We start from the raw sequence: 13,546 nt of genomic DNA, 5'->3' as shown, positions 1-13,546 counted from the left end.
AAAAACTTCCGCCAAACCTTTCGGCTTTTGGCGGAAGTTTTTAGGAAGCGCTGATAAAATGAAGTCATCCCGATGTGTGAAGATGGGAGGCGAATTTATCAGCACTTTCTTCATTCTGCGGCTTGAGCTGCCTCTATCTCCTGTTCCTGCATCTGCAGCGCCAGCTTCCTCGCTTTTGCCTGCTTCTTCCTTTCCTTGCGGATCGCTTTGCTGTAGCGCTCCTCTTCGCTGAAGATGCAGCCGCAGTACGGCTGGCGGTAGAGTTCCAACTCGTGACTGATGTCGATTCCTTCCTGCCAGCCCGGGCGGAAGTCCTCGTAATAAAATTCGATGTCGTATTTGCGAGCAAAGAACTCCGCTGTCTCGCGCATGAGATCATGCTGCTGATGAATGCTGTAGAAAAGCGTGCTCGTAAATGCCTCAAAGCCATTCTCGCTCGCATAGCGCGCCGCCTCTCCCAAACGCCATGTATAGCACATGCGGCAGCGGCCGTTGGGCAGACGCTCGGCTAAGAGCGCACGCTGCAAGAAGTCGCGCAGCATGTAATTTTCGTCCGTCCGTATTTCCAGCTCCACCTTGGCGGCAAATTCCTTCGCTGTCTTCAGACGCATATCCCACTCTTTGTACGGGTGGATATTGGGATTGAAGAAGTATCCGACAGGCTCAATGCCGTCCTGTCGAAGTTTCTTGACAGGATAGCATGAGCATGGCCCGCAGCACATATGGAGCAAAAGTTTTAAGCTCATTTTCCTTCCCCCACATAGGGCACGCCGAGATGCTCATAGGCGGCGTGCGTTACGATGCGGCCGCGCGGCGTGCGGTTGATGAAGCCGAGCTGCAGGAGATAAGGTTCGTAGACATCCTCGATCGTGTCGCTCTCCTCGCTGATGGCGGCTGCCAAGGTTTCGAGTCCCACTGGTCCGCCCGCGAACTTTTGAATCATCGTCAAAAGCATGCGGCGATCCGTATGGTCGAGACCGATATGGTCGACTTCCAGTCGATCGAGAGCCGCGTCGGCGATTGCAGCGGTGATCGCCGCAGCTCCTTCGACCTGTGCGAAATCGCGCACGCGCTTCAGCAAGCGGTTCGCGACGCGCGGCGTGCCGCGCGAACGGCGTGCGATCTTCTCCGCCCCGCTCCTTTCGATGGAAATCTGCAGGATCTCAGCCGCACGCTCGATGATATGCATGAGTTCGGACGGCTCGTAATACTCCAAACGCGAGATCACGCCGAAGCGATCGCGCAGAGGAGCTGCAAGCGCCCCTGCCTTCGTCGTCGCGCCGACCAGTGTGAATGGCGCGATGTCAAGGCGGATGGAGCGTGCACTCGGCCCCTTGCCGATGATGATATCGAGCGCGAAGTCCTCCATCGCCGAGTACAGCACCTCCTCGACGCTTCTGGAAAGCCTGTGTATCTCATCAATGAAGAGCACATCGCGCTCACCGAGATTCGTCAGGAGCGCCGCGAGATCGCCTGAGCGCTCGATGGCAGGCCCCGATGTGATGCGGAAGTTCACGCCCAGCTCGTTGGCGATGATGCCCGCGAGCGTCGTCTTGCCGAGGCCGGGCGGCCCATAGAGCAGCACATGGTCGAGCGCCTCGCCGCGATTCAATGCCGCCTGCACGAAGACCTTGAGATTTTCCTTTGCCTTCTTCTGCCCAATGTACTCAGCGAGCTTTCGCGGACGCAGGCTGTACTGCCACGTGTCCTCTGTCCGTTCGTCCTGCGCAATGATGCGCCCTTCCATTTCCTCCATGCCGCCCCTCCTTTCTCAGCGATGTTGGGCAAACTCCTTCAATGCGAAACGAATCAGCGCCTCAGCGTCCTTGCAGTCCTTGGCACGCCGCAGGATAGGCGTGAACTCCGCCTGCGTGTAGCCGAGCGAGAGGAGCGCGGCGCCCGCCTCGGCAAGCATCGTATCTTCGACAGGCTCTTCGAGCAAGCCTTCTTCGACAATCGCTTCGTGCTCCGTCATAAATCCCTTCATCTTGTCCTTGAGTTCCAAGATGATGCGTTCCGCCGACTTCTTGCCGATGCCAGGCGCCTTCGTCAAAATGTCCGCCTTCTTGTTCCTTACGGCAAGACAGAGGTTCTCTGGCGTGATGTTCGACAAGATGCCAAGCGCCGCCTTGGGACCGATGCCTGTGACGGAGATGAGCATTTGAAAAAGCTCGTACTCCTCCTCGGAAAAGAAGCCGTAGAGCGTCATGGCGTCCTCGCGCACGGCGAGATGCGTGAAGAGCGTCACTTCTTCGCCCATGTGCAGGCGACCATGCGTCGCGCCCGAAATGAATACGCGGTAGCCGACGCCTGCAACGTCAAGAAAGCAAAAATCAAGGGAAAGGCGCGCGACCTTTCCCCGCAGGAAACCGATCATGAAAATCTCCTAAAAATTATTGAACCGCAACCATCGCTAAGTTCATCCATGCTCCCTACAGGCGATTGCGCCAGGCGGCGCTCGCCATGCAGTGCGTCGTGCAGATGGCTACGGCAAGCGCATCCGCCACATCGTCGGGTTTCGGCGGTTTCGCGAGGTGCAGGAGCTTTGAGACCATGTAGATGACCTGTTCCTTCCGCGCCTTGCCGTAGCCCGTCACCGCCTGCTTGACCTGCAGCGGCGTATGCTCCGCGATTTCCAAGCCGTTCTTGGCCGCAGCCAGAAGCACGACGCCGCGCGCCTGCCCGACGGGGATCGCCGTCGTGACATTGCGGTTGAAGAAAAGCTGCTCGATGCCCATGACATCGGGTTTGTACTCCTTGATCAAGGCGTCGAGTCCATCGTAGAGCTTCATGAGCCTGTCCTCCATGCGAGCCTTGGGACTCGTCGTCAGAGCACCGTATGCGTGCGGCACGAGGCGGCTTCCCTCCGAGGACACGAAGCCAAAGCCGCAGATCGCCGTGCCCGGATCAATGCCCAGCGCAAGCATGACTTCTCCCCGAGGAAAGCTGCAAGACCGCGCCTTCTGCGGACTTATTCTTCATCAAACTCATAGTTGCTGTAGACATTCTGAACGTCATCGTTTTCCTCAAGGGCATCGATGAGATTCTGCATCTTTTCCGCATCCTTGCCCTCAAGCTTGACAGTCGTATCGGGAACCATCGTGATCTCCGCCGATGCCGTCTCGATGCCCTTCTCGCCGAGCGCCGCTTCGATCGCATCGTAATCCGCGGGATCAGCCGTGATTTCAAAGGCGTCGTCCTCCGCCTTGAGATCCTCCGCGCCCGCGTCGAGCACGATGCCCATGAGTTCGTCCTCGTCCTCGAAGGTCTCCTTCTCCACGATGAACACGGCCTTCTGCTTGAACATCCAGCCGACACAGCCCGTTTCGCCGAGATTGCCGCCGTACTTCGAGAAGATGTGGCGCACATCAGCGGCGCTGCGGTTGCGATTGTCCGTCAGGATGTCGAGCATGATGGCGGAACCCGCCGGCCCGTAGCCTTCGTAGGTCAGTTCCTCATAGTTGCTTCCCTCGGCAGCGCCAAGCCCCTTCTGTATGGCACGCTGGATGTTGTCCTTGGGAATGTTGTTCGCCTTCGCCTTGGAAAGCGCGAGCTTCAGCCGCATATTTCCCGTCGGATCGCCGCCGCCCATGCGCACGGCGATGGTGATCTCCCTGCCGATCTTCGTCGTGATCTTGCCGCGAATCGCATCATTCGCGCCCTTTTTCCTCTTGATGTTCGCCCATTTGGAATGTCCTGACATGAAACCTTGCAACTCCTTATTTTGAATAACGTAGCCTTTTGCTTCAAGCTTTTACAAGCCGATAATGCTTCTTTTTGCCCTTCTTGACGAGCGCCGTGCCATCGGAGAAATCTTCCTCCTGCAGACGATAGTCGGCATCCGTGACCCGCGCATCGTTGAGCGTGACGCCGCCTTGCGAGATGAGACGCCTGCCCTCGCTCTTCGAGGAGAAAACGCCGTTCTTTGCGAGGATGTCAAGGAGCTTCGCGCCCATCTCCTCGGCGGTCAGCGTGAACGTCGGCAGCTCTGCGGATGCCGCGCCGCCGCCGAACATCGCCTCGGCCCCCTCCTTCGCCTTCTTCGCTTCCGCCTCTCCATGCACAAGCTTCGTGACCTCGTAGGCGAGCACCGTCTTCGCCTCGTTGATTGCCGCATCCCTGAGCGCACCCAAGCGGCGCACCTCTTCCATCGGCAGAAAGGTCAAGAGCGCGAGGCATTTTTCAACGTCGGCATCGTCAATGTTGCGCCAGTACTGGTAGAAATCGTACGGCGACGTCTTCTCGGCGTCGAGCCAAAGGGCGCCGCCCGCCGTCTTGCCCATCTTCTGACCGTCGCTCTTCGTGAGAAGCGTGAAGGTCAGTCCGTAGGCGGGTTTCGCTTCCTTCCTGCGGATCAGCTCGACGCCCGCGATGATGTTCGACCACTGATCATCACCGCCCATCTGCAGTTTGCAGTCGCAGCGGTGACTGAGTTCCAGAAAGTCGTAAGCCTGCATGACCATGTAGTTGAATTCGAGGAAGGTCAGCCCCTTCTCCCAACGCGTTTTGTAGGCTTCAGCAGCCAACATGCGGTTCACGGTGAAATGTGCCCCAACCTCGCGCAGAAGTTCGATGTAGTTGAGCTTCCTCAGCCAATCGCCGTTGTTGACCATCAGCGCCTTGCCCTCAGAAAAATCGATGAAACGCGCGATCTGCTTCTTGAAGCAGTCGCAGTTGTGCTCGATATCCGCGTCTGTCAGCATCCTGCGCATGTCCGTGCGCCCCGAAGGATCGCCGACCGTTCCCGTGCCGCCGCCCACGAGACACACGGGACGATGCCCGGCACGCTGCATGTGCGACATCGCCATGAGTCCGAGGAAATGTCCAACATGAAGACTGTCTGCCGTCGGGTCGAACCCTGTGTAGAAGGTCACGCTCTCTTTGCCGAGCAGTTCGCGCACGCCTTCTTCATCTGTGCATTGAGCGATGAAACCGCGCTCTTTCAAAACATCAAAAACATTTGCCAACGAACTCTTCCCTTCTTTTCTCATCCTTCAAAAGCACATCAATCCCTGCCCTTGGAAACGCCTGCGCCCGGCTCAGGACCGCCACCTGGTTCAGGGAGCGACGGCTGCTGCGCGGGCGTGGAGTCCGACTGTGGTGCGCCGTCTCCCATAGTTCTGCCGCCTGCCTCAGGCCTTGGCACATCCCTGGCATCCTTGCCGCTTTTCGTATCCTTGGCATTCTTTTCCTTCTTATCTGTATGCTTCTCGTCCTTCGCAGATTTTTCGTCCTTAATCTCGCTGACACTTCCTGCGGTATATGCCACTCCGTCAAAATTCTTTGCAGGTGTGCCCGCGACAACCTTTTGCATGAACGCCTTCCACATTTCTGCTGGTGCCATGCCGCCTGACATCACGCCCATCGACGTGTTGTCGTCGTTGCCAATCCACACGCCAGCCACGAGATCGGGCGTGTAGCCGACGAACCACGCATCGTGATAGTTGTCCGTCGTACCAGTCTTGCCCGCGACAGGACGTCCGATATTCGCACGCGTTCCCGTACCATGCTGCACGACATCCTGCAGCATGCTCGTCAACGCCGCTGCACTGCTTTCCTTGATGACGCTCTTTTGCTTAAGCTCCGCCTGTTCAAGAACCTTGCCGTTCCGGTCGAGAATCTTAATGATGGCGACAGGCTCGACGTGTATGCCCTTGTTTGCAAACGTCCCGTAAGCGCTCGTCAGTTCCAGCGGCGTCACGCCCTTCGTGAGTCCGCCGAGCGCCGTCGAGAAATTCTTGTCGTTGCGTTCACCGTCAAGCACAAGAGTCGTTATGCCCATTTCCTGCGCATAGTAAATCGGCTTTTCTATGCCGAGCTTCTGTGCAATCTTGACCGTAGGCACGTTGAGCGAATAGCGCGCCACCGTGCGCAGTGTCACCTTGCCGCTGTAATTGCCGCTGTAATTCTTCGGCGACCAGCCGCCGATCTTGATCGGACTGTCGTCAATGATGGTGTCGGGTGAATAATTCGCCTCAAGCGCCGCTGCAAAGACGAAAGGCTTGAACGACGAGCCTGGCTGACGCTCCGCCATCGTCGCGCGATTGAACTGATCCGTGCCTCGGCCGCCGACCATCGCCTTGATGTAGCCCGTGTGCGGATCGATGGCGACGAGCGCCATCTGCGGCTGCTGCACACCATTACCATCCGTGCGCTGTACGGCCACGGTATGCGCGGCCTCTTCCGCTGCCTTCTGCATCGTCATGTCGATCGTCGTGTAGATCTTCAAGCCTTCCTTATAGATGGCATCAGCGCCGTATCGATCGATGACCTTCTGCGTGATATAGTCGATGAAGTACGCGCCCGTCGTATCCTTCGCCTGTGCCTTACTGGCAAGCGTCGGCTTCTCTTCCGTCGTCTTGCGCGCCGTCGCATGGTTGATGTAGCCGTACTTCTCCATCTGATCAAGCACGACTTCCTTGCGCTCCTGCGCGGCATTGAAGTTGTTGAACGGCGAATAGTAGTTGGGGCTCTTCGGTATGCCCGCAAGCATCGCGCATTCGTTGAGATCGAGATCCTCGACGTTCTTGCCGAAGTACGTCTTCGCCGCCGCCTGCACGCCATAAGCGCCCTGTCCGAAGTAGATCTGGTTCAGATAAAGCTCCAAGATCTCCTGCTTCGTATACTGGCGCTCGATCTGCAGGGCGAGGAACACTTCCTGTACCTTGCGCTTGAGCGTCCGATCCTGCGTCAGGTAAGCATTTTTGGCGAGCTGCTGCGTGATCGTCGAACCGCCCTCGGAAATCGTCCTGCCCGTGACGTTGGCATAGACGGCGCGCAGAATGCCGCGCGGGTCGATGCCCATATGTTCGTAGAAGCGATTGTCCTCGACTGCGACGAAAGCATTCTGCAGATTTTTCGGAATCTGCGCGAGCTTTACCGGTTCACGGTTCTCTGTTGCATGAACATTGGCGATTTCGTTGCCGTTGATGTCATAGATATGAGACGACGCCGGCGGACGGATGTCCTCAACGAGATTTTCTTTCGTATTCATGCTCGCCGTCAAAAAGCCGCAGCCGATGCCGACGAGCATGACGAAAACAAGGATGAGGAAACCCACGAGAGCGCGCACAATATTGCCGCCGCGGCTTTTCTTCTTCGGCGGCGGCTTCGGATTCGACTTCGGTGCCAGGCGTCTCTGCAGCTGCTGCCGCGAGGCGCGCGTCGCATCGGTACGTTTTTCCATGAAGAAGCTCCTCCTGATCTATTCAACGATATGCTTTTCATTATACTGCAACGAAAGTGGCAGAGCAAGACATTATTGCCCGCTCTTCCATCACTGCAAATCGACGAGCGTCGCGCCCGTACCGCCCTCGCTGATGTCAGCGAAGTTGAAGCGGGCGACGCTTTTGTGATGCTTGAGATAATCGTGGATGCCCTTTCTGAGTGCTCCCGTCCCCTTGCCGTGGATGATGAGCACCTGGCCGAGTCCGCCGACGACGGCATCGTCGAGGAACTTACCGAGCACTTGCTCCGCCTCGTCGACCATGAGTCCACGCACATCGATCTCACGATGCAGGTTCGCCGTCTTCTGCAGAAGCGCACCCGCCCCCTTCGTGCGGCCGCTTCCTTTCGCAGCAGGCTGCTCCTTCCTCGCACGTTCGACAAAGCGGCAGTCTCCCGCCTTGACATACGTCTTGAGATTGCCGAGCTGCACCTCGATATTTGCGCCCTGAATCTTGAGCACCGTCGCCTTTTGGTCGAGCTTTCGCACATAGACGACATCGCCGACAGTGAGCTTCTGCATGTCGATCTTCTCTTTGTATGCCTTGCCGGGGAGGAGTCCCGTGCGCGAGCGCTCCGCCGCTTCCTGCAGTTTCTCCCGCGCCTCTTGCATGGCGCGGCGGCGGCTCTCTATGCCGAGGTCGTCAAACTGCGCCTTGAGGCTCTTGATGATCTCCTCCGCCTCGCGCCGCGTGCGCCGCACGAGATTTGCGCTCTCCTGCCTCGCCTTCTTGAGCATCTGCTCCTTCTTCTCGCGAATCTCATCCTTCAGCGCCTGCGTCTTTTCCTCAAGCTTCGCCACGCGCTGCTGCCTTTCCATGATGTCGGCGTTCCTCTGCTCGTACATGAGCTTTTCGCTTTCGAGCTGGTTCACGACCTTCTCGAATTGTGCATGATCGGCCTTGATGAATTGCTGTGCACGCAGGATCGCCGCCTCCGAAAGGCCGAGGCGGCGGCTGATGGCAAAGGCGTTGCTTGCGCCCGGCATCCCCGTCAGCAGACGGTACGTCGGGCGCAGCGTCTCGACATCGAATTCCACACAGGCATTTTCGATGCCCTCGCGCGTAAAAGCGAACGTCTTCAGCTCCGAGTAATGCGTCGTCACGATCGTCGAGGCGCCGCGTGCGAGGAACTGCTCAAGGATTGCCATGGCGAGAGCCGCCCCTTCCTCGGGGTCGGTTCCCGCGCCGATCTCATCGAGCAGCAGGAGATCCGTGCCCTCGACACATTCCAAGAGTTTGACCAAATGCGACATGTGCGCGGAAAATGTGCTGAGGCTCTGCTCGATGCTCTGCTCGTCGCCGATGACCGTATAGACATTCGTATATACGGAAATCTCAGATCCTGCGGCGGCGGGGATGTAGCAGCCCGACTGTACCATGAGCGCAAAGAGGCCGATCGTCTTCAAGCTGACTGTCTTGCCGCCCGTATTTGGTCCTGTGATGAGCAGCATGCGATACGATTCTCCAAGCGCGATGTCAATGGGCACGACCTTTGCCGCATCGATCAGCGGATGACGCGCGGCGACGAGATTCGTCCTTCCCTCGCGATTGATCGCGGGGCGCGTCGCCTGCATATCGGCTGCAAGCTTCGCCCGTGCGAAGATGAAGTCAAGAGAGGCGAGTATGGCACAATTCCCTTCGAGAACACTGCCGTTCTTGCCAACCTCCTGCGAGAGAAGGCGCAGGATGCGCTGCACCTCGGTCTTCTCCGCGAGCACAAGCTGCTTGAGGTCATTGTTGAGGTCGACGAGAGCCATCGGCTCGATGAAAAGCGTCGCGCCGCTCGCCGACTGGTCGTGGACGATGCCTGGAAAGTTCTGGCGATACTCCTGCTTGATCGGTATGACATTTCGCTCCGCACGCTGTGTGATGATGGCGTCCTGAAAGAATTTCTGATACTCCGTGCGGTGCAGGATGGCTTCCATCTGCTCCTTCGCCCTGCGTCTGCCCGAGCGCAATTCACGCCGTATGCGCGAAAGCTCGACGCTCGCGTCGTCGAGCAAATTGCCGTGCTCGTCGACGCTGTTTTCCAGCCTGCGTTCCAACTGCCCGAGAATCTCGATGCCCTTTGCCTGCTCCTTGATGAGCGGCAAGTCCATCTCCACTTCTTTGAAGAAGCGCTTGACGGCTCGCATCGCGCGCATCGTGCTCAGAAGATCAGTAAAATCGCCGAGGTCGAGCACGGCGCCGCGCTCGGCCTTTGCCAGAGACTCACGGATGTCGAAGACGCCGCCCATGGGCGGCGAGGAAAAAGCCGAGAGGCGAACCGCCTCCTCCGTCTCGCGCAGAAGCTCCTCTACCTCAGCAAAATCGCCCGACGGAAGGACGGCTCGCGCCCTTTCCTTGCCGAGGACGGAGCCTGCCTTCGCTTCCAGCATCGCGCGAATCTTGTCGTACTCAAGCGTGTAGAGTGTTTCCTTTTCCATACATTACCTTTCTCTTTTACTGCACGCCGCGGAAATAATGGCCGCGCGTCACATCCTTGCCCTCAAGCTCCTTCAGATATTCCTCCTGCTCCTTGATGAGCGTGCCTGAAAAGCGGCTCCATTCCTTGTAAAGGCGCACGCGTCTTCCCAGCTCCGCCGCTTCCATGAAGCGCCCGTCGATGCGTAAGAAAGAGATGCCGCGCGGCGCAAACTCCATCGCATGAAGCAGCATCGAAAGGCGCTTGCCGTTGAGGACGTGCATGTGGCATGACTGGTCGAATACGAGCGGAAATTTCATGTCCTTCCTGTCCAGCAAGGCGTAGCGCGTCTTTCCCTTGCAGCACGGCATCGAACACGAGCCTGACGCTGCATTGCCGAGGAAACTGCCCAAGGCGCAGTATTCAGATACCATGAGTTCAAGATTTCCCTCGACGATGCACTCGACGGGAAAAGGCGCACGCACGGCAAGCGCCCCCGCCTGCTCCAGCGTAAGCTCGGGAGAAAGAACGGCGCGGCTCGCTCCCATTTCTGCAAGCTCCGCAAGTGCCCGGCAGTTGATGACGGGAAGCGACGCATCGGCATAAAACTTCAGCCCTGCCTCGCGCACGACGCGGAGCGTGCCGAAGTTGTGGACGCTGACAGCATCGGGCGAAAGGCGCACGAAACCCTCGACGAGTTTTTTCCATGCCGTCATGTCGCGGCGCAGCACGAGACGTGGCGTGTTGAACACGATGTCGCATCCTGCGCCGCGTGCGAGCTGCGCCGCCTCCGCGTAGTCGCGCAGGGGGATCGCACGATGATGGTAGGAATCGCCGCCGAAGACGATCTCGTCGGCGCCTGAGCGCAGCGCCTCGCGCACGCCGGCGAGCGTGTCCGTCGCCGCCGCGATCCGCGCCTCGCCCCTGCGTCCGGCGCGGGCAGGTGCTTCTTCGTAGCGGAACGCAGGCAGGGCGGCGCGGCGATAGTGCGCCATGCGCTCTTCCTGCAAGGCAGCGAACGCTTTGCGCCGCGCCTCGTTGATCTCGCTGACGGGAACCATCACGCCATCCTCAATATCGAGGGAGACTTCCCCGAGGGAAAAGATCGTCGTACCGATGCGACTCAGCTGCTTTTCAACGGTCGCTGCATCCAACGGTCGCTTCTTTGCAGATTCCGCATGAAACTCCGTCTTTGCCTGTGCCGTAAAGCCGTCCTGGTCACGCAGCGTGATGGAAAGAGGCTCGCCGAGGCGCACGCGGACATGCGCCGCCACGGGTACGCGCCGCACGGGAGCGCCCGCGCGGAAAAAGCCGCGCGCCTTCTCCATGAGATGTGCGTCGAACACCTTGAACACGCGGTCGTGCGGCTTCACGGGCGCATCAAGAGGCAATGTGACCTCCTCGCCCGCCTTTGCCGAGAGACAGGAGCGACCCTTCTTGTCGCAGAGATCCGTCACCGTCGCCGTCTTCCTTCCGCCGACCTTGACCCAGAAATCCAGCTGATCTCCCTCGGCCAGATCGCCCGAGAGCTTCAGCTTCACGCGCCCCGCCGTCCTGTCGTTTTTCAAGACGCGTCCGACGAGAAGGCCGCGATTGTTCGGCCGGGAATCGCTCATCATCGTGCGCCCCGGACGCTCCTTTAGGTAGGCCGTCGTGAAATCGCGGTTGAAGATCTGCGCGAGCGCCTTTTCATCCTCTGCCGCGCTCGGCAGTTCCCTGCCCGCCTCGACGGCGTCGATGGCGCGGCGATAGGCGTCGACGACGACGGCGACGTACTCGGGACGCTTCATGCGTCCCTCGATCTTCAGCGAAGCGATGCCGCTCTCCAAGAGTTCCGGCAAAAGCTCAATGGTCTTCAAATCCTTGGGCGAGAGCAGGAACTGCCCCGCATCCTTGCCGAGAACATCCGCGCCCGTCTCATCGACGAGCGTATAGGGCAGACGACACGGCTGCGCACAGCGACCGCGATTGCCGCTCCTGCCGCCGATCATGCTGCTCATCAGACACTGCCCCGAGTAGCAGACGCAAAGCGCCCCATGCACGAAAGTCTCAATCTCCACCTGACAGTGAGCCGTGATATAGCGGATATCCTCCAACGAAAGCTCGCGCGAGAGCACAACTCGCTCAAAGCCCATCTCCTGAAGAAGGAGCACGCCTTCCAGATTGTGCACGGTCATCTGCGTGCTCGCATGCAGCGGCAGACCAGGCGCCGCCTGACGCGCGAGCCGATAAACGCCGAGATCCTGCACGAGCGCGGCGTCCGCACCCGCCTCATAGAGGAAGCGCAGGTAGCGGGAGAGTGCCGCCATCTCCTCATCGCGTACGATGGTGTTGACCGTCACATGCACGCGCACATCGCGGCTGTGGGCGAAGGCGATCGCCTCGCGCAGTCCATCTTCGTCGAAGTTATCCGCATAGGCGCGTGCGCCGAACATATTGCCTGCCAGATAGACGGCGTCAGCGCCGCTTTCCACAGCGGCCGTCAACGCCTCCCTGCTCCCTGCCGGAGCCAATAATTCAATCAATTTTTTCCTCCGTATGCAAGGCTTCGTCAATCTCCTCAGCACGTTCTGCGCCATCTTCTGTCAGCGCTTCCGACGATTCTTCCTCCTCGGTCTGAGCATCCCCGTCGGCGGCGAGCAATTCAAGCTGCACGTCTCCTTCTTCCGCCACCTCTTCCAAGGCCGGCAAAGCAGGCAGGTCGCTCAGTGCATTGAGTCCGAAGCACTTGAGAAAGACATCCGTCGTGCCGTAGAGGATCGGCCGTCCTAGAACAGGCTTCCTGCCTACTTCTTCGATCAGCTCCATCTCCAGGAGCTTCTGCAGCGCTCGCTCGACGCGCACACCGCGGATGTGCTCGATTTCCTGCTTCGTGATCGGCTGCTTGAAGGCGACGATCGAGAGCGTCTCCAAGGTCGGCGTCGTGAGTTTTCTGTCCTGCACCTCTGCAAGCTTCTGCACATAGGCATGACACTCGGGGCGTGTGACAAGCTGAAAGCCTCCCGCGACACGATGCAGCATGAGGCCGCTCCCGCGTTCCTCCAACGTCTTCGCATAAAGCGCCAAAAGCTCATCCAGGCTCTCCTCGTCAACCTGCAGGATCTCCTTGAGCTGCATTGCCGTCACTGGCTCGCCGCGCACAAAAAGCAGCGCCTCCAAAGGCGCCTGCATTTCTTCCATAAACATCAGTGATCACTCGTCCTTAGGCAAACAAGAATATCGCCAAAAAGATCGCCCTGGCGAATCACGACGGAATGGAGCTTGATCAGCTCCAACAGCGCAAGAAAGGAAACGATGAGTTCCGCACGCGTGCCTGAGGGGAATGCGGCGGCAAACGGCATCTGCCCACCCTCGCGGTCAAGGAGCACGAGGATGTCCTCCATCTTTCCCTGTATGCTGTAGGCGTCGGGCGCTACGAGCGCCTTCGGAATCGTGATCTCCTCTCGCACCTCCATGGCGATGCGGAAGGCGTCGACGAGCAGGGCAACGGACATTTCCTCAGGCGGCAAACGGCGCACGGGAAGCGGCAGCGGCTTGCGCGCAAACACCCTCTCCTGCAGCGCGGCAAGACCGTCGAGTTCCACGCTGACGCGGCGGAAGCGGCGGTACTCCAAGATGCGCTCCACAAGTTCCCTTCGCGGATCTTCCTCTTCTTCCTCCTCCTTTTCTTTCGGCGGCTTCGGCAGCATCATGCGCGATTTGATCTGCAGGAGCGTCGCCGCCATGACGATGAATTCGCTCGCAACCTCGATATCGAATTCCTGCATCTCTGCAAGGTAGTTCATATACTGTTCGGTCAGAACCGCCATCGGGATATCGTAGATGTCGATCTTATTCTTCTCGATGAGATGCATGAGGAGATCCATCGGCCCTTCAAAAGCATTGAGCCGTACCGTATACTTGTCCATGAGAGCGA

General features: G+C 58.8%; 11 protein-coding genes. All 11 read right to left on the bottom strand.

From position 1 onward, the window contains the following. Positions 1-110: 110 nt before the first annotated feature. Positions 111-746 (bottom strand): epoxyqueuosine reductase QueH, encoded by a 636-nt coding sequence (locus tag RWS31_RS08395; RefSeq protein ID WP_006192429.1) that lies wholly within the window; start codon positions 744-746, stop codon positions 111-113. Then, positions 743-1,747: a Holliday junction branch migration DNA helicase RuvB gene (ruvB, locus tag RWS31_RS08390; protein ID WP_399553749.1), complete on the bottom strand. Its 1,005-nt coding sequence runs from the start codon at positions 1,745-1,747 to the stop codon at positions 743-745. The genes RWS31_RS08395 and ruvB overlap by 4 nt, the downstream gene beginning before the upstream one ends. Before the next feature lie 24 nt (positions 1,748-1,771). After that, positions 1,772-2,377: a Holliday junction branch migration protein RuvA gene (ruvA, locus tag RWS31_RS08385; RefSeq protein ID WP_006192431.1), complete on the bottom strand. Its 606-nt coding sequence runs from the start codon at positions 2,375-2,377 to the stop codon at positions 1,772-1,774. A gap of 55 nt (positions 2,378-2,432) precedes the next feature. Next, complete coding sequence (ruvC, locus tag RWS31_RS08380) at positions 2,433-2,927, bottom strand: crossover junction endodeoxyribonuclease RuvC (RefSeq protein ID WP_006192432.1); 495 nt, start codon at positions 2,925-2,927, stop codon at positions 2,433-2,435. A 44-nt stretch (positions 2,928-2,971) separates the two neighbouring features. Continuing rightward, the gene (locus RWS31_RS08375; protein ID WP_314597483.1) at positions 2,972-3,703 is read right to left on the bottom strand and encodes a YebC/PmpR family DNA-binding transcriptional regulator; all 732 of its coding nucleotides are present in this window, start codon (positions 3,701-3,703) and stop codon (positions 2,972-2,974) included. Positions 3,704-3,746: 43 nt separating this feature from the next. Further along, entirely contained in the window at positions 3,747-4,967 is a 1,221-nt protein-coding gene (gene tyrS, locus RWS31_RS08370; protein WP_314597481.1) for a tyrosine--tRNA ligase, read from the bottom strand. 38 nt (positions 4,968-5,005) lie between these two features. Then, positions 5,006-7,186 (bottom strand): penicillin-binding protein 1A, encoded by a 2,181-nt coding sequence (locus RWS31_RS08365; protein ID WP_314597478.1) that lies wholly within the window; start codon positions 7,184-7,186, stop codon positions 5,006-5,008. 90 nt (positions 7,187-7,276) lie between these two features. Continuing rightward, on the bottom strand, positions 7,277-9,652 hold the full coding sequence (locus RWS31_RS08360; RefSeq protein ID WP_314597476.1) for an endonuclease MutS2: 2,376 nt from the start codon (positions 9,650-9,652) through the stop codon (positions 7,277-7,279). Positions 9,653-9,668: 16 nt separating this feature from the next. After that, positions 9,669-12,155, bottom strand: a complete 2,487-nt coding sequence (locus RWS31_RS08355; RefSeq protein ID WP_314597474.1) for a DUF3656 domain-containing protein — start codon at positions 12,153-12,155, stop codon at positions 9,669-9,671. Then, positions 12,148-12,816: an SMC-Scp complex subunit ScpB gene (gene scpB / locus RWS31_RS08350; RefSeq protein ID WP_314597472.1), complete on the bottom strand. Its 669-nt coding sequence runs from the start codon at positions 12,814-12,816 to the stop codon at positions 12,148-12,150. Before scpB ends, RWS31_RS08355 begins: the two co-directional genes overlap by 8 nt. Beyond that, positions 12,816-13,538 carry a ScpA family protein gene (locus RWS31_RS08345; protein WP_009646043.1) on the bottom strand — a complete coding sequence of 241 codons (723 nt, stop codon included), beginning with the start codon at positions 13,536-13,538 and terminating at the stop codon, positions 12,816-12,818. The genes scpB and RWS31_RS08345 overlap by 1 nt, the downstream gene beginning before the upstream one ends. Positions 13,539-13,546: the final 8 nt, after the last annotated feature.

The organism is uncultured Selenomonas sp. (assembly GCF_963528755.1).
In the GTDB taxonomy this organism is placed as follows: Bacteria; Bacillota; Negativicutes; order Selenomonadales; family Selenomonadaceae; genus Selenomonas.
Note: the sequence above shows the minus strand (reverse complement) of the source record. Positions and strands in the feature narration are given on the sequence as shown.

Coding starts and splice junctions, on each gene's coding strand:
- RWS31_RS08375 (WP_314597483.1), bottom strand. CDS start 3,703: ATGTCAGGACATTCCAAATGGGCGAACATCAAGAGGAAAAAGGGCGCG.
- ruvB (WP_399553749.1), bottom strand. CDS start 1,747: ATGGAAGGGCGCATCATTGCGCAGGACGAACGGACAGAGGACACGTGG.
- scpB (WP_314597472.1), bottom strand. CDS start 12,816: ATGTTTATGGAAGAAATGCAGGCGCCTTTGGAGGCGCTGCTTTTTGTG.
- RWS31_RS08345 (WP_009646043.1), bottom strand. CDS start 13,538: ATGGACAAGTATACGGTACGGCTCAATGCTTTTGAAGGGCCGATGGAT.
- RWS31_RS08360 (WP_314597476.1), bottom strand. CDS start 9,652: ATGGAAAAGGAAACACTCTACACGCTTGAGTACGACAAGATTCGCGCG.
- RWS31_RS08365 (WP_314597478.1), bottom strand. CDS start 7,186: ATGGAAAAACGTACCGATGCGACGCGCGCCTCGCGGCAGCAGCTGCAG.
- RWS31_RS08395 (WP_006192429.1), bottom strand. CDS start 746: ATGAGCTTAAAACTTTTGCTCCATATGTGCTGCGGGCCATGCTCATGC.
- ruvA (WP_006192431.1), bottom strand. CDS start 2,377: ATGATCGGTTTCCTGCGGGGAAAGGTCGCGCGCCTTTCCCTTGATTTT.
- ruvC (WP_006192432.1), bottom strand. CDS start 2,927: ATGCTTGCGCTGGGCATTGATCCGGGCACGGCGATCTGCGGCTTTGGC.